A 20,543-nucleotide genomic window follows, 5' to 3' on the forward strand; every position below is an offset into this window, starting at 1 on the left:
CGAGGTGCAAAGGAAGTCGCTTTTACAAATATGCTGAAAGTCCGCATCATTCCATGTCTTGATGTCAAAGATGGACGAGTTGTAAAGGGCGTCAATTTCGTCGATCTCATCGATGCGGGCGATCCGGTCGAGGCGGCCGCCGCTTATGACGCAGCCGGCGCCGACGAGCTTTGCTTTCTTGACATCACGGCGAGCCATGAAAACCGCGACACCATTTTCGACGTGGTTGAACGCACGGCGAACCGCTGCTTCATGCCGCTGACGGTCGGGGGTGGGGTCCGGACGGTCGAGGATATCCGTAAGCTGCTGGAAGCTGGCGCCGACAAGGTTTCGATCAACACGGCGGCGGTGAACAACCGGGCGTTCGTGAAAGAAGCGAGCGAGAAATTCGGGGCGCAGTGCATCGTCGTCGCGATCGACGCCAAGCGGGTCTCAGCCGAAGGCGAGCCGGCGCGGTGGGAGATCTTCACGCACGGCGGACGTAACCCGACCGGTATCAATGCCGTCGAATATGCACGCGAAGTTGCAGAACTCGGGGCAGGGGAGATTCTGCTGACCTCGATGGATCGCGACGGCACCAAAGCCGGGTTCGACGTGGAATTGACGCGGGCCGTGTCGGATGCCGTAACCATTCCCGTCATTGCCTCGGGCGGCGTGGGCACGCTGCAGCATCTGGTTGATGGCGTCGAAGGCGGCCACGCGAGCGCCGTACTGGCAGCGTCGATCTTTCACTTCGGGACGTACTCGATCCCGCAAGCGAAAGACTACATGGCCAAAGCCGGACTCGCGATGCGGATGGATTCCTAGATTTTCTTGAGTTTGGAATGGCGCCCTGCCCTCCGTCATGCCGACGGAGGTCGGCATCCAGACAGGCATCACCATTTCACCTGTCGAGGTTTGACTAGATTCCGGCCTGCGCCGGGATGACGGTATGAGAAACCAAAAGGGCGCTGCCTTGGGGCTATGGCGTCCGGTTTCTAAGGTGCGGGCGTTTTGTCGGGGAAGCGGCAGATGTCGCTGATGAGGCAGCGCCAGCATTCGGGTTTGCGGGCTTTGCAGACGTAGCGGCCGTGCAGGATCAGCCAATGATGCGCGTGCATCGCATATTCCTTCGGCACGACGTGCATCAGGTCTTCTTCCACCGCCAGCGGTGTTTTTCCGCGTGATAGTCCGATGCGGTTCGCGACGCGAAAGACGTGCGTGTCAACCGCCATCGTCGGCTGGTGAAAGGCGATGTTCATGACGACGTTCGCCGTTTTGCGCCCGACGCCGGGCAGCGATTCCAGCGCATCGCGATCCGACGGTACGACGCCGTCGTAGTCGTCGACCAGGCGCTGCGATAAGCCGATGACGTTCTTCGCTTTGGCGCGATAAAGGCCGATCGTTTTCACGTAATCGCGCAACGTGTCTTCGCCGAGCTTCAGCATCTTTGCCGGCGTATCGGCGATCTTGAAGAGAGCCCGGGTTGCTTTGTTGACGCCGGCGTCGGTTGCCTGGGCGGACAGCACAACGGCGACCAATAGCGTAAACGGATTGGTATGCTCCAGCTCGCCCTTGGGCTCGGGGTTTGCGGCGTGAAACCTCCGGAAAACCTCATGAATTTCGGTTTTGTCGAGCAGCGCGGATTTACGCGCCTTCTTGGCCGCAATTGCCGCAGGTTTTGCCGCCTTGCGTTTTTTTTCGGAACTTCCGATGCTTGTATGGTGTACATCCGAGGACGCTTTGGCCATCAGAGCTCCGCTGTGTTGGCGCCGTTGGCGCTCCGCAGTGATGGGTTGAGACGGGTCGCCAGCCACGAGACATGAGCGATAATCGAACTGAAATGCAATCCGCGAAAGATACGCAGTTTGTGCTTCATCCCCACCGCTCGCTGCCGCCGAGCGGGTTCTTGATCATGATGAGCTTGATTAGCTCGGTGAGCTTCATCGTCGGACTTGTATTTTATCTTATGGGCGCCTGGCCGGTGTTCGGGTTTTTCGGGCTCGACGTCGCGCTGATTTACTGGGCCTTTAAACGCAACTATCGCGACGGCCTGGAATACGAGACGGTCGACGTCACTCCCGACGTGTTGACGCTCACGCATGTCCATCCCTCGGGGCAGCGCGAAGTTTTCGAGTTCAATCCGTATTGGACGCGGGTGAGCTGCACGGTTGATCGCCCGGACGGGCGGACATCGCTCTGGCTGTCGGCGCAGGGCAAGGCGGTTCGGTTCGGGAAGTTTCTGACGGACGACGAGCGGCGTAATTTCGCCAACGCTTTAAGCGGTGCTCTCGTCACCGCGCGCGGGTCGAAGTTTTAGACCCTATCGTCAACCCGGCCTTCGTCGGCGTGACGCAACAAGCTGCTCGTGGGCTAGTCGTTCAGCATCGTCAGCGCGGCGCGGCGGTCGCCGGGCTTTAAGCGCAGGAACTGCGTGCGCGCGGTTTTGATGTCTTTCGCCGTGCCGGTTTCGGCGGCTGCTTTCAGCGCTTTCGTTGCAGCGTGATCGGCGCCGACAACAAAGGACAGGGCGCCCGCGAGACGTCCCATCGTGGCCGAGTCGAATTTGAAATCATCGTCGGCCATGTGAGCCTCTCGCTTACTGGAACCGGCCGCCGCGCTGCAGGACTTCGATCTTGTAGCCGTCCGGATCGTCGATGAAAAAGAACGTGCCGAACGGCTTGCCGTCATGCGTCATGTTCTTGATGTCCTTCGGCTGGTAGCCGGCAGCGACGATTTTCGCACGCGTCGCTTCGAGATCGTCAACGACGAACGCGATATGGCCATAGCCATCGCCAAGATTGTAGGGCTCGGTGCGGCCCTTGTTGACCGTCAGCTCAACCTCGAAATCGTTCTCGGCGTTCTTCAGATAGGTAAGCGAAAAGTCCGGCCAATCTTTCTTTTCGGAAACTCTGAGGCCGAAGCACGCCTCGTAGAACTTCACCGAGCGCGCCTCGTCGAGAACGCGGATCATCATATGAATCGCTTTGGCCATTCTGTCCGTTTCTCCCTTTTCGTTTTCGTTCTTTTTACGTCACGGCCAGATCGAGTCCGGCCATGACAAGAGGAAAAAAGGCGTCACAGCCAGGGGCGCGAGGATGCCGTGCCCTCTTCGAAGGACGAGATGGCTTTGCCCTTCTCCAGCGTCAGACCGATATTGTCGAGGCCGTTCAACAGGCAGTGCTTGCGGAATGGATCAATGTCGAACTTGATGACGCCGCCATCGGGACCGCTGATTTCCTGTTTTTCGAGATCGACGGTGATCGTCGCATTGGCGCCCCGGTTGGCGTCGTCCATCAGCTTATCGACGTCGGACTGCGGCAGCTTGATCGGCAGGATGCCGTTCTGGAAGCAGTTGTTGTAGAAGATGTCGGCGAAGTCGGTGGCGATCACGCAGCGAATGCCGAAGTCCAACAGCGCCCAGGGCGCATGCTCGCGCGAAGAGCCGCAGCCGAAGTTGTCGCCGGCAACGAGGATCGTCGCGTTGCGGTACTGCGGCTTATTCAGGACGAAGTCCGGCAGCTCGTTGCCCGTCGCCGGGTCGTAGCGCATTTCATAGAACAGCGACTTGCCGAGGCCGGTCCGCTTGATCGTTTTCAGGAACTGCTTCGGGATGATCATGTCGGTGTCGACATTGCGGATCGGCAGGGGCGCCGCTACGCCGGTCAGAACCGTGAATTTATCCATGCTTACGTCTCCTCTTCAGGCGCGCAGTGTGTCTGCCAGCGCCCGGAAATAGCCTTCCGCCGAGGCAAGCCGCCGAGCGTGCCGGAAAGCGCCGAACTCCCGGATGGCGGCTTCGAGATCGAAGGGCTTCAGATGTTCCAGCCGCCGTTTAACGCCAGCCTGCTTGCGCCCGTCAAGATGGTGTTCGAGCGTCGCGACAATCGTTTCGACGTAGCCACTGACGCGGCCGAGCTCGCGGGTGGCGGTCAGGAGCGCTAGGCGGTTATGGGGATCGCCTTCGAGGACCGCAAGGCTTGTGGCGGCGCGGGCCAATGTTGCTGCAACTTCCTCGGCATAAAGGGCGACCTTTTCGCGCCGGAGGCCGTCCAGCTTGGCGGCGAGCGCCAGCCAGCGGTTAACCGTGCGGGCGAGGTCGAGAAGGCGCTGGGCGTAGTCGGCGAGCCGCATGGCAGATCCTCAGGTCTAACGGATCTGGGATTTTACGGCCGCCGGAATGGGCGGGGATAAGTTTTTTGGCTTTTCTGGCGGGCCGCGGCGACTCCCGTTCCCGGAGCCGGCCGCCGCGGCTAAACCTAAATCGTCACCGGATCTTCGGGTCGGCGTAGCACTTGCGCATGTATTCGCAGCGGTACGATCCGGAGAAGTGCATGGCATCGCCTTTGGCGGGCGTAATGAACGTGCAGATCTCTTCCAGGCCTTCGGGCTTCAGCCAGCCCTGGCGGCGGCCGCGCTGGACGGCGAAGCAGTCGGCGGTTTCCTCGTCCGGGCCGCGGAACTGATGTCCGCACTCGTGCGCGTAGATCCACTGCTTGACGGGCGTCGATACCTTGTCGAGCAGGCGCGGATTCATGATCAGGAAGCCCGGATAGGCCGCGCCGTAGTCATCAAGCTTGTTGTCGATGACCGTCGGCCGTTGGCCGCAATATTGCGTCTGGCCGTCGAGTTTAAATTTTCCAGGGCCAACGATGTGGCTGTCTCCGCCGACGGTCGAGACGTATTGCTCCGGCGTCGGGATGCCGTCGCGCAGCGTTGCCGACGTGTCTTGCGCGTCAGCGGATGGCGCGAACGCAACCGCAAAGCCCAAACATCCCGCCAAGACGATCCTGAATAGGAATCGCCGGCCGCTCATCCGTTCAAACATTCAAAAACGTGCCCCGCGTTCTTTCAGCCTGCCCCTACAACATGGACCGAAATGTCGTAGTGCTCAAGCTTAGCCGTCTTGTGGCATGAACACAGTTAATCCGATGTGACTTCCGGCCACGGTTCAGTCACTTATGCGGGTCTCTATGGCCTCCATGTCATCGTCCGAGAAGCCAAAGTGATGGCCGATTTCATGGACGAGGACGTGCGCGACGAGGTGGCCAAGTTCTTCGCCTTCGGAGGCCCACTCATCGAGAATGGCGCGCCGATAGAGGAACACCATGTCGGGTTCGCGCGTGGTCTCGGTCACGCTTTTGCGGTCGAGGCTGACGCCCTGGTAAAGGCCCGTCAGTTCGAAAGGGTCTTCGATGTCCAACTCGTCGAGGATGTCGTCGGACGCAAAATCTTCGATGCGAATGATGACGTCGCCCGCCATCGTGCGAAATTCGGCGGGTAGCTTATTCCATGCTGTTTGCGCGAGCATCTCGAAGTCGGCAAGGCTTGGGGCGATGGCATTGCTCCAATCGTTCGGCATCTCGGCGCTCTCCTGTGGTTGAGCGCAGGAGATAGGCCTCGCTGGACGAAATGGAAAGGCCGTTTTCGATCAGGTCCGGTCGGCGACGATGAGAAGTTCCTGCAACGTGAAATGCAGTGCGCCGGCGTCGTCGGTGCGCGGCTTGAGGAAAGCTCTGAGCGGCGCCGGACCGGCGGTCAGGATGCGATTGAGCTCGGCGACGACATCGGGTGTGCAGCGCATACGCGCGACCCACGATGCGAAGTCGAGCTCCTTTTCCATTTGCTCATGCGCAGCAATCGAGAAGCCGTTGGCTTTGAGTAAAGCGATCCAGGTTTCAGGCGGCGGCGCAAAGCCGTGGCTCGGATCGCGCAGTTTCTCGAAGCTGTTGTAGTCAACGGCGGCTGTTTCGATTTCCGCGTCGCTCGCGTTCGGCAGACGCGCACGATCCGGCGCGACGTTATCGACGAACGCGAACCGTCCGCCTTTTTTCAGGACGCGGCGCACTTCGCGAACGAAGGCTTCGAGGTTCGGGAAGTGATGCGCCGCCAAGCGGCAGCAGACGAGATCGAAGCTTTCGTCGGGAAACGGCAGCGCGTCAGCAGAAGCGCGCGCCGTCAGCATGTTTGAGATGCGCCGCGCATTGGCGAGCTTTGCTGCTTCCTGGAGCATCTCGTCGGTGACGTCGCTCGCGATCATGCTGGCGACGTGCGGCGCAAAGATCGCGGCGGTATGTCCGGCACCGGTCGCGACGTCGAGGGCTTCCCAGGTTTTTTGCGGGGCCGTCAGTTCGACGATGCGTGCAAGGCTTTCGCCCTTGGCATGAACTTCCGACGTTGCGTAGTCGGCGGCGGCGCGGCCGAACTGCGATTGGACGGAAGCTGTCGTGTTGTCAGCCATAGCGCACATCCTCATTTGTCATCCTGGCCGCAGCGTAGCGGACAGCCGGGACCCATCAATCAGCAGACCTGTAGCAACATTCTGGTTCCCAGGTTTCGCAGCAAAGAGCGGCTCGCCCGGGATGACAGGAGACGGCGTGGCGCGAGTTTCTTAGCCCTGCCACTCTCTCACATCGACGAAGTGGCCTTCGAGGGCGGCGGCGGCGGCCATGATCGGCGACACAAGATGTGTGCGGCCCTTGTAGCCCTGGCGGCCTTCGAAATTGCGGTTCGAGGTCGAGGCGCAGCGCTGGCCCGGCTTCAACTGGTCCGGGTTCATGCCGAGGCACATTGAGCAGCCCGGCTCACGCCATTCGAAGCCGGCGTCGATGAAGATCTTGTCGAGACCTTCAGATTCCGCTTGCTCTTTCACGAGGCCTGAGCCCGGAACGATCATCGCGTAAGCGAGGCGCGACGAGATCTTCTTGCCATCGACGATCTTGGCAACAGCGCGAAGATCTTCGATGCGGCCGTTGGTGCATGAGCCGATCCAGACGACGTCGAGCGGAATGTCGGTCATCCGGGTGCCGGGCGTCAGGCCCATGTATTCGAGCGCACGCTGCATGGAGGCGCGCTTGTTCTCGTCGTGCACATCGGCAGGATTGGGCACGGCGCTCGCGATCGACGTCACGTCTTCGGGGCTCGTGCCCCACGAGACGATGGGCGGCAGCTTTGCGGCGTCGAGGCGAACTTCGCGATCGAAGTGCGCGCCGTCGTCCGTGCGCAGCGTTTCCCAGTACTTCATCGCCATGTCCCAGGCCATGCCCTTCGGCGCCTTGGGACGATCCTTGAGGAACGCAAACGTTTTCTCATCCGGTGCGATCATGCCGGCACGGGCGCCGCCTTCGATCGACATGTTGCAGACCGTCATGCGGCCTTCCATCGACAACGCGCGAATGGCCTCGCCCGCATATTCGATGACCGAGCCAGTGCCACCAGCGGTGCCGATCTCGCCGATGATTGCGAGCGTGATGTCCTTGGCGCCGACTCCCTTCGGGGCAACGCCATCGACCGTCACGCGCATGTTCTTGGCTTTCTTCTGGATCAGCGTCTGCGTCGCCAGAACGTGCTCAACCTCGGAGGTGCCGATGCCGTGTGCGAGTGCGCCGAATGCGCCATGCGTCGAGGTATGGCTGTCACCGCAAACGATCGTCGTGCCCGGCAGCGTGAAGCCTTGCTCCGGTCCGACGACGTGGACGATGCCTTGGCGTTTGTCGCGCTCGTTGAAATACTCGATGCCGAAGTCGCGGGCATTCGTCGCCAGCGTCTCAACCTGGACACGGCTCTGCTCGTCGGCGATGCCCTTGGAACGGTCAGTCGTCGGAACGTTGTGGTCGACGACGGCGAGCGTCTTCTCAGGGGCGCGAACCTTGCGGCCGGCCATGCGCAGGCCTTCGAATGCCTGCGGGCTCGTGACCTCGTGGACAAGGTGGCGGTCAATATAAAGGAGGCTCGTTCCGTCCGGCGATTGCTCAACCACGTGATCGTTGAAGATTTTATCGTACAGCGTCTTTGCCATGACTTTTCGAGAGCCTTTTGGGTGCGGCGGATCAAAACGAACGCGTTAGATAGCGTCAGAGATCGATTTCCGCAAATCAGTGCTGGTCGCAGGCCCGATCAGCAAAAAGCCGGGCCTTTTGGGCCCGGCAGTTCAGGGAGTTGGCATTTCAAACGGAGCGCCGACCGGTGGTGGCAAACAAACCAGTTCGCCGCTCCGCGCATGTCAGGGACATGGGGTGCTCGCGCTCGGCCAGCAAGGCCGCAGAGCGTTCAGTTACCTTTATTTTTGGCAATCTTCGAGATCAGGAAGTCGCGCAGCAGCTGGACCTTCTTTGAGGATTTCAGCTCTTCCGGGTAGGCGTACACCATATTGAGCGACGGCTGGTCGATGTCGGTCAGGACGGGCACGAGATCGGTGATGTCGTCGGTCAGATAATCCGGGATCATGCCGACGCCGATGCCGGCCTTGATCGCGTATTTGATGGCGACGACGCTGTTGACGCGCAGAGCGGCTTCGCGCGGCTCGCCGTTCAGGCTGCCTGCGGTTTCGATCCAGGACATGGCGTCGAGGTGCTGGGCGGACGGACCGGTATAGCCGATGATGCGGTGCTGGCTGAGATCCTCAAGGCTCTTCGGCGTGCCGTATTTGCGAATGTAGTGTGCAGATGCGAAGGCGCGGACGCGGCTCTCGAACAGTGGGCGACGGATGAGGTCAGCCTGCTCCGGTTCGCGCGTCCAGATCGCGGCGTCGGCGGCGCGCATGCCGATATCGACCTGATCGTCGTTGAGGATCAGCTCGATGCGAATTTCGGGATAAAGCTCGCCAAATTCCTTCAAACGCGGCGTGAGCCAAATCGTGCCGAAGCCAATCGGCGCGGTGACGCGAAGTTCGCCCGAAGGTTTCGTCGTCGAGTCCGAGAGCAACGTTTCGGCGGTCTGCAGCTTGGCGAAGACCTCAGCGACCGTACGGTTCAGCAACTCGCCTTGCTCGGTCAGAACCAAGCCGCGGGCGTGCCGGTGAAAGAGCGTGACGCGGAGGTTGGCTTCAAGAGCGGAGATTTGTCGGCTGACGGCCGACTGGCTCATATGAAGCTGCTCCCCGGCATGCGTGAAGCTCCCTGCCTCGGCTGCGGCATGGAAGATTCGAAGCTTATCCCAATCCATTTCGGAGGCTCACCAGTGGGGGGTTACTGGACGGTACATAATTAGCTATGCACTGGACGCATTGCAACGGGGGTATGCCAGATAAGCAATAGACAAATGGGCCGAGCGCGGTCTTGTCGCGCTCCGTCCACAGATCAAAGGCATCTCTGGTCGCGATGAATGCGCCGTTTCTATTCAGCGGCGTCGGCTTGGTCTTCCATCTGCGCGAGATAGCGCTCGGCTTCGAGCGCCGCCATGCAGCCCATGCCGGCCGCCGTCACGGCCTGGCGGAAGACTTCATCCTTGACGTCACCCGCCGCAAAGACGCCGGGGATGGCCGTCGCGGTCGAGTCGGGCGCAGTGATGAGATAGCCCGAGGGTGTCGTCTCAAGCTGGCCCTTGAACAGCTCGGTTGCGGGCGCGTGGCCGATCGCAACGAAGAAGCCGTCTGTCGCGAGTTCGGACGTCATGCCGGTTTTGATGTTCTTCAGTACGATGCCGGTCACCGACTTCGGCGACGGTGCGCCGATGACTTCCTCGACGACGCTATCCCAGATGACGTCGATCTTCGGGTTCTTGAACAGGCGTTCCTGCAAGATCTTTTCTGCGCGCAGGAAGTCGCGGCGATGAACGAGCGTCACCTTGTTGGCGAAGTTCGTAAGAAACAGCGCTTCCTCAACGGCGGTGTTGCCGCCGCCGATGACGACGACGTCCTTGCCCTTGTAGAAAAAGCCGTCGCATGTCGCGCAAGCCGAGACGCCGTGACCTTTGAAATGCTCTTCCGACGGCAGGCCAAGCCAACGCGCTTGTGCACCGGTCGCGATGATGAGCGCATCGCACGTGTAGGTGTCGCCGCTGTCGCCTTCCAAGCGGAATGGGCGAACGCGCAGATCGACCTTGTTGATGTGGTCCATGATGATGTGCGTGCCGACGTGCTCGGCCTGCGCCTGCATCTGCTCCATCAGCCACGGGCCTTGGATCGGATCGGCGAAACCGGGATAATTTTCCACATCGGTCGTGATCGTCAGCTGGCCGCCGGGCTGCGTGCCCTGGATGAGCGTCGGCGAAAGCATGGCGCGCGCGGTGTAGATCGCGGCGGTGTAGCCGGCGGGGCCGGAGCCCAGAACGATAACCTTGGCGTGATGCGGTTTTTTAGTCATGGCTCTCACTCTCCGACCGCAGCCTGCGGGTCAGGGTTTGCTAATTAGGGGTGCCGTTTGCCCATCGTCAATGTTCGTCGGCCCGAGCGCCGTCGTTTCCGGGGAATACGTGCGGCACAGCGGCGCGGGCCGTGTTAGGCTTCCTCAAAAACCGGGGGGTGACCAGGGGTGAATGACGCGAAGTCCGCGCCGGAAATGAGTTTCGGCCAGCGAATCAGAGCCATCCTCATCGGGTCTTCGGGCAATCTGGTCGAGTGGTACGATTTCTACGTTTACGCGGCGTTTTCGCTGTATTTCGCCAAAGCGTTTTTCCCGGCAGGCAATCAGACCGCGCAGCTCTTGAATACGGCCGCGATTTTCGCCGTCGGTTTTCTGATGCGCCCGATCGGGGCGTGGCTGTTCGGGCGGATGGCGGACAGGCACGGGCGGCGTGTGTCGCTAACGGCGTCGGTGCTGCTGATGTGTTTCGGCTCGGCGATGATCGCGGTGACGCCCGTCTATGCAACGATCGGCGTTGCGGCGCCGATTATTCTGCTCATCGCGCGCATGATCCAAGGGTTGAGCCTCGGCGGCGAGTACGGCACGAGCGCGACGTACCTATCCGAGATGGCGACGTCGAAGCATCGCGGGTTCTATTCGAGCTTTCAGTACGTGACGCTGATCGGCGGGCAACTGACGGCGATGCTGGTGTTGATCGTGCTGCAGACGTTCGTGCTGACGGCTACTCAGCTTGAAGCCTGGGGTTGGCGCATTCCGTTCGTCATCGGGGCGCTGCTTGCGCTGATCGCGTTTGTGATGCGGCGCGATCTCGTCGAGACGGATTCGTTTGCGCGTGAGACGCGGCGCGAGGGTTCGCTTGCTGCACTCATGCGTCATCCGCGCGAGGTTGCGATCGTCATCGGGCTGACGATGGGCGGTACGCTGGCGTTCTACACTTACACCACGTACATGCAGAAATTTCTCGCCAACACGGCGGGATTTTCGAAGGACACCGCAACGCTCGTGTCGGCATCCGCGCTGTTCGTCTACATGCTGTTGCAGCCTATCGTCGGCGCGATATCGGACAAGGTCGGGCGGCGGCCGGTGCTCGTCACGTTCGGTGTTCTCGGCACGCTGTGTACGGTGCCGCTTTTAAGTGCCATCGGAAACGTGCGCGATCCGTGGGAGGCTTTTCTCTTGATCGTCGCGGGGCTCGCGATCGTGTCGTGTTACACGGCGATCAATGCGGTGGTTAAGGCGGAATTGTTTCCAACGTCGGTGCGCGCGCTGGGCGTGGGATTGCCCTATGCGCTGACGGTCGCGCTGTTTGGTGGCACGGCGGAATGGGTGGCGCTATGGCTCAAGCAAGCCGGACATGAAACCTATTTCTATTGGTACGTCACAGGCTGCATCGCGCTCTCTCTCATCGTTTATGCGACGATGCGTGATACGCGAGATCGCTCGGAGATTGATTGAGACATCATGTTTGACGGATGTGGTTCAAATCAATCGCAGCCCTTTGAGGCTCGCGTGGCCATTGCGGCCGACGATGACGTGATCGTGCACGGTGACGCCGAAGGGCCGCGAGGCCTCGATGATCTGCTTCGTCATGTCGATGTCGGCGCGCGACGGCGTCGGATCGCCGGAGGGATGATTGTGGACGAGAATGATCGCTGTCGCTGACAGCTCGAGCGCGCGCTTCACCACTTCGCGCACATAGACAGGTGTGTGGTCGACAGTGCCGTGGCCTTGCACTTCATCGGCGATGATCTGGTTCTTCTTGTCGAGGAAAAGAATGCGGAATTGCTCGCGCGTCTCGAAGCCTTGCGCCAAGCGCAGATAATCAATGACGCCGCTCCACGAAGTAAGCGCCGAGCGGGACTTGATCTCGCCTTTCGTCAAACGCTCGGCAGCGGCCTTGATGAGCTTCAGCTCTTCGACAGCACGGTCGCCGACGCCTTCAACTTCTTTCAAGCGTTGGGGTGCTGCGGAGACGACGTCGGCGAACGAGCCGAACTTGGCGAGCAATCGTTTGGCGATGGGCTTGGTGTCGATCCGCGGGAAGGCGCGGAACAGGATCATTTCGAGAAGCTCGTAGTCGGGGATCGCTTCGGCGCCGCCGTTCTGGAAGCGGTCGCGAAGGCGCTTGCGGTGGCCGTGTCGATCATCCGGCTCGGGTTTCGGCTTCTCAGGCGCGGCGGCGAAAAACGCCGCCTGTTCTTCGGCGCTTGCCTTGTCGCGAGACCCCCCGGAGCGCGACATGCCTTACTCCATTACGCCGCGGCGCGGACGTTGTAGGGCGGGTAATGATAACCGGCGGGCGATTCCGTGAAGATCTCGCAGCCGGTCTCGGTGACGCCGACGGTATGCTCGAATTGCGCGGATAGCTCGCGGTCGCGCGTGACCGCCGTCCAGCCGTCAGCGAGAATTTTTACGTGCGGCTTACCGAGGTTGATCATCGGCTCAATCGTGAAGAGCATGCCCGGTTCGAGCACGGTGCCTTCGCCCGGTTCGCCATAGTGCAGGATGTTCGGGCGGTCATGGAAGACGCGGCCGAGGCCGTGACCGCAGAAATCGCGGACGACGCTGCAACGCTCAGCTTCGGCAAAGCGCTGGATGGCGGCGCCGATGTCGCCGGTCGTCGCGCCGGGCTTCACAACGGCGATGCCGCGCATCAGAGATTCATAGGTGACGTCCATCAGCCGTTCGGCGCGTCGCGACACGTCTCCCACCGGATACATGCGGCTGGTGTCGCCGTGCCAGCCGTCGACGATCAACGTCACGTCGATGTTGACGATGTCGCCCGGCCGCAGCGGTTTGTCGTTCGGCATGCCATGGCAGACGACGTGATTGATCGAGGTGCACGTCGCGTAGCGATAGCCGCGATAGTTCAGTGTTGCCGGGATGGCGCCGTGATCGAGGGCGAATGAGAGCACAAGCTCGTCAATTTCGGCCGTCGTGACGCCCGGTTGCACGACCGGAACCAGCATGTCGAGCGCGGCGGCTGCCAATTGGCCGGCCTTGCGCATGGCGGCGAAGGCGTCGGGGCCGTGCAACGGGATCTTACCGTCGCGGCTTGCTGTTTTGCTCACTTCAATGTTGGACATGGGACTCCACGGCGGGGCAATCGTTCGTCAGTATATTTAGTGCGAAACCGCGGCCAACAAAATACATGGCATCGTCGCGGCGGCATTAACGCAAAAAGCGCCAGGAGATCCCGGCGCTTTTTAAAATTTCAGAAGCGGCCTGCACGAGGCGCTTATTCCTTGGCTTCTTCAGCCGGAACTTCGGCAGCTGTCAGCTCGGCGAGAAGACGCTGAGCCTGGCCGACCCAATCCTGCTTCTCAATGGCGCCCTTGAGCTTCAGCGTCTCATCGAGGTTGGCGATATCCTCATCCGAGAGGTTCGCGATCTGCTCGATCTTGTAGGCGTTGACTTGCTTCAGACGGTTCTGCAGGTCGATGTCGATGCCCTTGATCTGCGTCAGATCTTCGGCCTCACCCTTTGGCTTCTTGAAGCCCTTCCAGGCGGCGTTCAGGCGGCGCGCGCGAGCGTCCGTACGTTCGAAGATGCGGGCGGCCTTACCGCGGCGGCCACGAAGATAGTAAAGCTTCGCGCGGCGGACTTTACCGCGACGCAGGACTTCGATTTCGGCGATGAAGGGCGAGTAGATCGGGAAAACGCGCTCGACGCCTTCACCGTAGGAAATCTTGCGGACCGTGAAGTTCTCGTTGAGACCTGCACCCGAACGGGCAATCACGACGCCTTCATAGGCCTGGAAGCGAACGGTCGGTTCTTTCTCGACCTTCTTTTTCTTGTCCTTAGGATCGGCTTCGGCCGCCTCAATGACTTTTACCATCACTTTGACGGTATCGCCGGGGCCGAATTCGGGGACGCCGCGCTTGGAAAGAATGGCGTCCATCTGCTCGCGTTCGAGCTGCTGGATAAGGTTCATCTTGTTGATTCCATATAGTTTTTTGATGACGCAGAGGATCGGCTAAGCAGCGTTGGCGCCCGAGCCGTTCATGCAACCCCGAAGGGCAACCCGTTTGAGGGGGAATATTGTTGGGGCGGTTGATAACCGAAGCGCCTGGTTTTGTCGAGGGCGTCGCGCGAGAGGGCGAGCGAAAACCGGCGTGGTTCCGGTGAGCCACGTTACCACAGCCAAAAGCGGCGGCCACGCCGTCAGGCGCCTCAGTCTGTTATGATTTCCTTCGAATCACATTGGAGGTGCGGAATGGCCGATTGCCCGCTCGTCATCATTCGGTGGCTCGATAGCCGGCAACCGTCAGGGCAATGGCGTTATCTTGCGGATTTGCCGGAGGCGCGGCCCGTCGAAGTGGCGAGCGTCGGTTGGCTGCTGCGGGATACTGCGGAGGCGATGGTCATCTGCCAGAACGTCGGCGATCTCGAGACCCCCGATAAAGCACAAGCGAGCGGGATCATGACGATACCCACTCGCTGCGTCCTTTCGGTTGAAAGGCTGACGGAGGTAGAACGCGGTACTAACGCTTTTGCTGCCCCTGGTTCTGCTGGTATTGCTGGTTCTGGGCATTTTGCTGCGATCTCTGAGGATCTTGAGATTGCGACAACACGGACGCTGCAAGCTCTTTGATCTCTTCAGAGTTCAGGGACTGTGGGTTCGATAGGGCCCTTGAGGCGATCGAACTCACGCGCGCAGACGTTTTCTCATTCTGAGCCATGACGATTTACTCACTTTCTCAAAATTGAGGAACCAACTCACTTGCGCAGGCAACTGATCACGTTGCAGTGCGAAAGTCCTTAGTCGGCGGCGAGTTATCCACCGATTAGTTCGTATACGCTGTTAATTTAATGGGCGGTGCGGCGAACCCGAACGCGCGTTCGATTTTTGATATATATTGTTATAAAATCAATTACTTAGTCCGAGCGCGTTGCCGATCATATTGCCGAGCGTCGCGTTTTGGCGGGCCGGATATTGTTCGTCATCCACGTCGTTATCGCGGGTGCGGGCGGCGAGCGCTTCCGGGTTGAAGTCGGGCTCGACGGGTGCGAGGTGGTCGTGACCCTTGTTGATCTTGCTCCACTGACCATCGAGAGCTTGCGTGATGCGGCGCTCGTGGCCGTAGACGTCGGGGAAAGTCTTCAGCTTGCCATCGTCCGTCACCCAGGCGGTGAAGTAGACGATGTGGATCGGTATTTCCTTGGTGATCGGGATTTCGTTGTTGAGCGGTCCCGTCCGGTCAAGCTCATCGACTTTGGCGGCGTCCCAGCCCTTGTCTTCCTTCAAGATCATCTTGGCGAGGTCCATCGGTTTCCAGACGCGTAGGCAACCGTGGCTCAACGTGCGGACTGCGGGCTTGAACATCCACTTGTCGGGCGTGTCGTGCATGAAGATCGTGTGTTGGCTCGGGAACGAAAATTTGACGTGGCCCAGCACGCTCCTGCGTCCCGGCGGCTGGATGACCTCGAAATTGCGGATGTCCGTCGAGGCCCAGTCGACCTTGCGATAGTCGATATTACGGCTGCCGTCCTTCGAGCGGATTTGCAGTCCGTATTTGGTCATCATGCCGCCGCCACGGATCAGGTTCGGCCACAGCTCGTTGACCATGATGCTTTCGGGCACGCGCCAGGCAGGGCGCAGCACGACGTATTTGAGCGGGCGCGAGAAGATCGTCGTCTGCTTGTCGACGAGGCCAGCCACGATCTTTTCGGAGCGGATGATCTTTCCGTCCTTATAGACGTACTGCATGAACTCGGGGACGTTGTTCAGGACGTAGAAATTGCCCATATCGAGCCACATCCAGCGCCACTCTTCCATGTTGGCGCGAATGCGCTTGGCGGCCGGGCTCAGTTTGCCTTTACCGTCCTTCGGCAGCATCGTGATGTAGATCTGGCGCAGCTTTTCGAACTGCGGATGCTGCGGTTCGAGGCTGCGTAGATAGGCGTCGGGCTCATGCGTGGCGGCGAGCGCGTCGATGACGATTTTCGGCTCGATCCATTGCGGGCGGCGATCGAGGTTGGTCGTCAGCTGCGCCGACGGGTCGGGGATCCGGCCGCCCCGGGCGTCGCGGGCATAGAGCAGCGCGGCCTTCGAATACATGATCTCGGCGTCGGCCAGAGAATCTGTGTCCGTTACCGTCAGCGCGCCGTTGGCGAGTTTGGGGACCTTGAAACGCCGGACATCGAGCGCGTAGTGATCGGCGTTGGCGATCTCGGCGGCAAGCGCCTTGGCTTCGGGTTTGAGGCCCGAGGCCGTCACCCACAAGCCGTCGCCGTGGCGACTGTTGTAGAATTCGACGAGCGCCTTTTGATCGTCGCGGTCGTGTTCGTCGTCTGCCGCTGGTTCGGCGGCGAGCTTGGCGCGAGCGGCAGCCAGAACCGGATCGTCTTGCGTTTGTTGCGGAGCGGCAGAAGCCGCTTCAGAGGATGGGGGCGCGGTCGCGGCCGGCGTTGCTGCCGGAGCGGCCGGGGTTTCGGCTGCGGCTTTTGGATTGGGCGTATTGGTTTGAACGGGCACCGGATCGGGCGCGGCGGGGAGCGGATCGGCGATTGCGGGAGACGTCAGCAGCACCATAGCCGCTATGCCGAGAAGCAGATTTTTGTAATGTCCCATCGCCATCTCTCGATTGGTCACGCGTCCGTGCCGAGAGCTTCATGCGCGCGGTCTAAAGAACCGTTTCGCGAATCTTCCCCCGCGTCATTTGCTCAAGAAATCCTGGCCATGCAAAGGCGAAGCGGCTGTGACGCCTCACTTTGGGGCGCGGGTGGGACGAATAAGATCCGGGCGGCGGGCGGCCGTCAGTTCTTCTGATTGGCGGCGGCGCCAGTCTTCAATTTTCTTATGATCGCCGGAGAGCAGAATTTCGGGAATGGCGCGACCTTCCCACTCGCGGGGCTTGGTGTACTGCGGGTATTCGAGCAGGCCGGTCTCGAAGCTTTCACTGGTTAGGCTGTCGGCGGCGCCCAGGACGCCCGGGATGAGGCGGACGCAGGCCTCGATCAGAACCATGGCGGCCAACTCGCCGCCCGCCAGCACATAATCGCCAATCGAAATTTCGCGTAGCCCCCTGGCTTCGATGACACGCTGGTCGATGCCTTCGAAGCGGCCCGCGAGCAGCGTGACGCCCGGTCCTTCGGAGAGATCGCGGGCGAGTTGCTGCGTCAGGGGGGTGCCGCGCGGCGAGAGATAGATCAGCGGTGCATCGGGCGAACGTTTTTGGGCGTGATCGAGTGCTGGGCCGAGCACGTCGGCACGCAGCACCATGCCTGCGCCGCCGCCCGCGGGCGTATCATCGACCTGACGGTGACGGCCCAAGCCGAAGTCACGGATCTGCAGAGCGTCGAGCGACCAGAGGTCGGCGTCGAGCGCCTGTCCCAGCAGCGAGATGCCGAGCGGTCCCGGAAACATCTCGGGGAAGAGGGTCAGGACCTGCGCTCGCCACGGGGCGCGTCCGTCGCTCGTTGGGAAGTGGGCCATTTATGTTGTCATCCTCGGCTGCACGCCGAGGATCCATTTTGCAGCGGGACGATGACCGATGGGTCCTCGGGACAAGCCCGAGGATGACACCGTTGAGCGTCCGATTACACGCCTTCGACAATGGTCATGTGCATCGTGCCGGCGCCCTGGCGCAGCGCTTTGGCTTCGGCATATTCGGGCGACTTGGCATATCCGATGGCGTGTTCGTAGCTCGGAAATTCGAGGATGACGTTGCGGGCGACGCCCTCGCCTTCCAGGGTCTCGCTCTTGCCGCCGCGTGCGATGGGCTTGCCTTCGAACTTGTCGAGCGCAGCCTTTGTCTTGGCAGCGTACTGAGCCCACTTGTCGGGGTCGGTGACGATGGAGCGGGCGATAACGTATCCCTTGGGCATTGGCTTGTTCTTTCCTTCGACGCAGAGCGTGGATTTTTGGACGAGGAGCCATAGCCGGTGCGGCGGCGCTTCGGCAACCCATGCGACGTCAATGGCGGCGGAGCAGGCGTTATTTCACGATCGACTGAAGAGCGCCGAGAGCGGTGTCGCTGCTGGTCGCGTACGACTGCCGGTGCGGCGCAGGGCGCGGCGGATTGGATGCCGTCGCGACGGAGGTGCCCAGCAGATAGGTTTCCCAACTCTGGCTCGCGATCATCACGCCCTTGAGCTTCTTGCCGTTCCCTTCAAGGTCAGGATCGGCCTTAACCAATCGCTTCCGGAAGCGCGGCGACAGCGGCGCCAAGCGCTTGCCGATAAGAACCGGGCAGGCGGCATTCGGATCGTCGCCGACCGAGGTCAGCGGATTGACGATGTAGCGCTTGCCGCACATGCCGATCCGCGGCGGCTCGCGCGTTCGGGTGAAATCGTCGTAGGCTTCTTTCAACGGCTCCCACGTATCTCGTGCCAGATTGTCGGCATGGCGCTTCATGTTGGCGGCGGTCATGCGGAACGGGAAAATGTGGATCGGCACGGATGTTTCGCCGCCAGCGAGCGCATCGCGCACGAAAGCGTAGATTTCTTCGATCTGATTGTCGGTCATGGCGAAGCAGCCGACGCTTTTGCAGTCGCCGTGGACCATGATGTAGCTGCCGGTGCGGCCGAGCGAACGATCGAGAGCGTTCGGATAGCCGACGTTGAGCGCCAGATGATATTTGCTGTTCGGGTTCATGGCACCGGGCGTGATCCGGTAGAAGCCTTCGGGCGACATCAGATCGCCCTGGGTGCGCTTCGGTCCGAGCGTGCCGCCCCAATTGCAGACAGGGAACGTCTTGATCAGCGCGTAACGGCCGTTCGGGCGGGCCTTCCAGACCTCAAGCTCGGATTCTTCCTTGAAGATACGAAGATAGACAGGGGAATTCTGGTCGATGTCCTTGAGGATCAGGGCGGCTTCCACGGCGGAAGGAAGCGGCTTTTCGGCGGACCGCTCGTCCGCAAGCGCCACGGGCGCAAAAACCTGGACGGCAACGGCGATTGCCGCAGCCAGCAGACGCACCTGCTGGGTCAAGTGCCAAAGCCAACGCATGCTGTCCGTGAACCCCGCTTACGCAAACGCTTAACCATCATGGACCGTCCAGTTCATGGCCAAAGACGGTTAAGGGGAGGTAAACGGCGAGTGTGCGCAGGGCGTGGTGAGAGCTGGGCGCGGATGTGGCAAGGCCATGATCGGCCAGCGACTTATCGCGCGTAAGTGCCTTCGCCGCTAAGCCTGGGCGATGTGCTGCAGGAACGCTTCAGCGGCGGCTTTGGGGTCCTTGGCGGCGTTGATCGGGCGGCCGACGACGATGTGGTTGGCGCCGAAGCCGATAGCCTCTTCGGGCGTCGTGACGCGGGTCTGGTCGCCGGCTTCGGCGCCGGGCAGCCGGATGCCTGGCGTGATGATGAGGAAATCCGGCCCGGTTTCGGCGCGAATGGCGGCGGCTTCCTGGCCAGAGGCGATGACGCCGTCGAAGCCCGCGAGCTCCGACATGCGGGCGCGGCCGACCACGAGGCCCGCCGGCGTTATGTCGGTAATGCCCTGTTCTTCGAGGTCGGACTGATCGAGGCTCGTCAGCACCGTGACGGCGAGCAGCTTCAGGTTCGAGGAGGCACGGCCTTTGACGGCGGCTGTCAGCGTCTTGGTGTCGTGGCCGTGGACGGTAACGAAATCGACGCCCAGCCCGGCCGCTGACGCGACCGCGCGCTCGACGGTGTTAGCGATATCGAGGAATTTCAGATCGAGGAAAACGCGTTTTCCCTCGCGCTTCAGTTCCTGAGCTAGATCAAGGCCGCCCGCGAACAGAAGTTCCAAGCCGATCTTGTAGAAGCTGACAGTATCGTCGAGGCGATCAACAAGCGCGCGCGCTTGATCGTAAGACGACAGGTCAAGGGCGACGATGAGCTTGTCTCGTGTGGCGGCGTCGATCATCGCGGTATCGTTCCTCTAGCCGTGCAGCACGCGGGCGGCGCGTGCGAGCCGCTGAATGACAGTCTTGAACTGCTCGGTCTGCTCTTTGTTTTTCAGGTGGCCGTGCTCGTCGAAGGCATCGGCGGCGCGGGGTAGTAGAAACTGGTTCGGTAGAACGAGCGCGCCGGTTCCCAATTCCAGCATCAGGCGGAGTTGTGAGAGGCCGCGCAAACCGCCGGTGCCGCCGTTCGAGGCCGCTCCAAGCGCGAAAACGCGTGTGCGGAACACTTCGAGTGGGCTCTCGCCGTCGTCGCGGACGTGGCTGATCCAGTCGAGCGTATTTTTCAAGAGCGGCGTGAAGGACGCGTTGTATTCTGGGCTCATGATGAAAACGCCGGTGTGGGCCATCATCAGATTCTTGAGCTTGTGCGCGTTCTCGGGCTGGCCGGATGCGGCTTCAAGATCGCCGTCGTAAAGCGGCATCGGGTAGTCGGAGAGATCGACGAACGTCGCCGGGATGCTGTTGGCTTCGGCGATCACGGCGCCAAGTCTGGCGACGCGCTTGTTGAACGAAGCTTGGCGGGCGCTGCCTGCGAAGAACAGAAGGCGCGGATCAGGCGCGGGGGCGTCAGTCATCTGGGTCGAAGGTCCGGATCATGAGAGCGCTT

24 protein-coding genes are annotated in these 20,543 nt (G+C 61.0%); 4 read left to right on the forward strand and 20 right to left on the reverse strand.

All coding sequences use genetic code 11. The annotated features are described in order from the left end of the window. Positions 1-30 precede the first annotated feature (30 nt). Positions 31-807 (forward strand): imidazole glycerol phosphate synthase subunit HisF, encoded by a 777-nt coding sequence (gene hisF, locus RLW41_RS09500; protein WP_409561592.1) that lies wholly within the window; start codon positions 31-33, stop codon positions 805-807. A gap of 170 nt (positions 808-977) precedes the next feature. Here the strand turns inward: hisF and nth are convergent, their stop codons facing one another. After that, complete coding sequence (gene nth, locus RLW41_RS09505; protein ID WP_414464330.1) at positions 978-1,730, reverse strand: endonuclease III; 753 nt, start codon at positions 1,728-1,730, stop codon at positions 978-980. A 71-nt stretch (positions 1,731-1,801) separates the two neighbouring features. On the opposite strand from nth, the gene RLW41_RS09510 reads away from it, so the two are divergent. Further along, on the forward strand, positions 1,802-2,299 hold the full coding sequence (locus RLW41_RS09510) for a DUF2244 domain-containing protein (protein WP_414464331.1): 498 nt from the start codon (positions 1,802-1,804) through the stop codon (positions 2,297-2,299). A 53-nt stretch (positions 2,300-2,352) separates the two neighbouring features. Here RLW41_RS09510 and RLW41_RS09515 read toward each other — a convergent pair whose 3' ends face one another. The 10 genes from RLW41_RS09515 to trxB all read right to left on the reverse strand — a co-directional run bounded on the left by RLW41_RS09515 (position 2,353) and on the right by trxB (position 10,061). Continuing rightward, a complete protein-coding gene (locus tag RLW41_RS09515; protein WP_414464332.1) occupies positions 2,353-2,565 on the reverse strand; it encodes a hypothetical protein in 213 nt (70 codons plus the stop codon). A gap of 13 nt (positions 2,566-2,578) precedes the next feature. Beyond that, positions 2,579-2,974, reverse strand: a complete 396-nt coding sequence (locus RLW41_RS09520; protein WP_414464333.1) for a VOC family protein — start codon at positions 2,972-2,974, stop codon at positions 2,579-2,581. Between the two features lie 83 nt (positions 2,975-3,057). Next, positions 3,058-3,666 (reverse strand): 3-isopropylmalate dehydratase small subunit, encoded by a 609-nt coding sequence (leuD, locus tag RLW41_RS09525; protein ID WP_414464334.1) that lies wholly within the window; start codon positions 3,664-3,666, stop codon positions 3,058-3,060. Positions 3,667-3,681: 15 nt separating this feature from the next. Next, complete coding sequence (locus RLW41_RS09530; protein ID WP_414464335.1) at positions 3,682-4,113, reverse strand: hypothetical protein; 432 nt, start codon at positions 4,111-4,113, stop codon at positions 3,682-3,684. 133 nt (positions 4,114-4,246) lie between these two features. Next, positions 4,247-4,795 carry a hypothetical protein gene (locus tag RLW41_RS09535; RefSeq protein ID WP_024275014.1) on the reverse strand — a complete coding sequence of 183 codons (549 nt, stop codon included), beginning with the start codon at positions 4,793-4,795 and terminating at the stop codon, positions 4,247-4,249. A 135-nt stretch (positions 4,796-4,930) separates the two neighbouring features. Beyond that, positions 4,931-5,341, reverse strand: coding sequence for a metallopeptidase family protein (locus tag RLW41_RS09540; RefSeq protein WP_414464336.1), 411 nt, complete (start codon positions 5,339-5,341; stop codon positions 4,931-4,933). A 69-nt stretch (positions 5,342-5,410) separates the two neighbouring features. Beyond that, the gene (locus tag RLW41_RS09545) at positions 5,411-6,220 is read right to left on the reverse strand and encodes a class I SAM-dependent methyltransferase (protein WP_414464337.1); all 810 of its coding nucleotides are present in this window, start codon (positions 6,218-6,220) and stop codon (positions 5,411-5,413) included. 150 nt (positions 6,221-6,370) lie between these two features. Continuing rightward, the gene (gene leuC, locus RLW41_RS09550; RefSeq protein ID WP_414464338.1) at positions 6,371-7,777 is read right to left on the reverse strand and encodes a 3-isopropylmalate dehydratase large subunit; all 1,407 of its coding nucleotides are present in this window, start codon (positions 7,775-7,777) and stop codon (positions 6,371-6,373) included. Between the two features lie 251 nt (positions 7,778-8,028). Continuing rightward, on the reverse strand, positions 8,029-8,922 hold the full coding sequence (locus tag RLW41_RS09555; protein ID WP_414464339.1) for a LysR family transcriptional regulator: 894 nt from the start codon (positions 8,920-8,922) through the stop codon (positions 8,029-8,031). 170 nt (positions 8,923-9,092) lie between these two features. After that, positions 9,093-10,061, reverse strand: coding sequence for a thioredoxin-disulfide reductase (gene trxB, locus RLW41_RS09560; RefSeq protein ID WP_013950283.1), 969 nt, complete (start codon positions 10,059-10,061; stop codon positions 9,093-9,095). Positions 10,062-10,256: 195 nt separating this feature from the next. On the opposite strand from trxB, the gene RLW41_RS09565 reads away from it, so the two are divergent. Beyond that, positions 10,257-11,516: an MFS transporter gene (locus RLW41_RS09565; RefSeq protein ID WP_414464584.1), complete on the forward strand. Its 1,260-nt coding sequence runs from the start codon at positions 10,257-10,259 to the stop codon at positions 11,514-11,516. Between the two features lie 24 nt (positions 11,517-11,540). Here the strand turns inward: RLW41_RS09565 and radC are convergent, their stop codons facing one another. From radC to rplS, 3 genes are all read right to left on the reverse strand, one after another. After that, the gene (gene radC, locus RLW41_RS09570) at positions 11,541-12,302 is read right to left on the reverse strand and encodes a RadC family protein (protein WP_013950285.1); all 762 of its coding nucleotides are present in this window, start codon (positions 12,300-12,302) and stop codon (positions 11,541-11,543) included. Positions 12,303-12,313: 11 nt separating this feature from the next. Continuing rightward, a complete protein-coding gene (gene map, locus RLW41_RS09575; protein ID WP_013950286.1) occupies positions 12,314-13,147 on the reverse strand; it encodes a type I methionyl aminopeptidase in 834 nt (277 codons plus the stop codon). A gap of 152 nt (positions 13,148-13,299) precedes the next feature. Continuing rightward, positions 13,300-13,995: a 50S ribosomal protein L19 gene (gene rplS, locus RLW41_RS09580; protein ID WP_013950287.1), complete on the reverse strand. Its 696-nt coding sequence runs from the start codon at positions 13,993-13,995 to the stop codon at positions 13,300-13,302. Positions 13,996-14,277: 282 nt separating this feature from the next. On the opposite strand from rplS, the gene RLW41_RS09585 reads away from it, so the two are divergent. Continuing rightward, positions 14,278-14,655 carry a hypothetical protein gene (locus tag RLW41_RS09585; protein ID WP_414464340.1) on the forward strand — a complete coding sequence of 126 codons (378 nt, stop codon included), beginning with the start codon at positions 14,278-14,280 and terminating at the stop codon, positions 14,653-14,655. 276 nt (positions 14,656-14,931) lie between these two features. On the opposite strand, the gene RLW41_RS09590 is transcribed toward RLW41_RS09585, so the two are convergent. From RLW41_RS09590 to RLW41_RS09615, 6 genes are all read right to left on the reverse strand, one after another. Continuing rightward, positions 14,932-16,635, reverse strand: a complete 1,704-nt coding sequence (locus RLW41_RS09590; RefSeq protein WP_414464341.1) for a L,D-transpeptidase family protein — start codon at positions 16,633-16,635, stop codon at positions 14,932-14,934. 135 nt (positions 16,636-16,770) lie between these two features. Then, a complete protein-coding gene (gene trmD, locus RLW41_RS09595; RefSeq protein ID WP_414464342.1) occupies positions 16,771-17,499 on the reverse strand; it encodes a tRNA (guanosine(37)-N1)-methyltransferase TrmD in 729 nt (242 codons plus the stop codon). A 104-nt stretch (positions 17,500-17,603) separates the two neighbouring features. Beyond that, entirely contained in the window at positions 17,604-17,891 is a 288-nt protein-coding gene (locus tag RLW41_RS09600) for a DUF1330 domain-containing protein (RefSeq protein ID WP_013950291.1), read from the reverse strand. A gap of 109 nt (positions 17,892-18,000) precedes the next feature. Beyond that, positions 18,001-19,014 (reverse strand): L,D-transpeptidase family protein, encoded by a 1,014-nt coding sequence (locus RLW41_RS09605; RefSeq protein WP_414464343.1) that lies wholly within the window; start codon positions 19,012-19,014, stop codon positions 18,001-18,003. A gap of 177 nt (positions 19,015-19,191) precedes the next feature. Beyond that, a complete protein-coding gene (gene pyrF / locus RLW41_RS09610) occupies positions 19,192-19,896 on the reverse strand; it encodes an orotidine-5'-phosphate decarboxylase (protein ID WP_414464344.1) in 705 nt (234 codons plus the stop codon). A gap of 15 nt (positions 19,897-19,911) precedes the next feature. Then, entirely contained in the window at positions 19,912-20,511 is a 600-nt protein-coding gene (locus RLW41_RS09615) for an NADPH-dependent FMN reductase (protein ID WP_414464345.1), read from the reverse strand. Positions 20,512-20,543 lie beyond the last annotated feature (32 nt).

The organism is Hyphomicrobium sp. DY-1 (genome assembly GCF_047497105.1).
Taxonomy (GTDB): domain Bacteria; phylum Pseudomonadota; class Alphaproteobacteria; order Rhizobiales; family Hyphomicrobiaceae; genus Hyphomicrobium_B.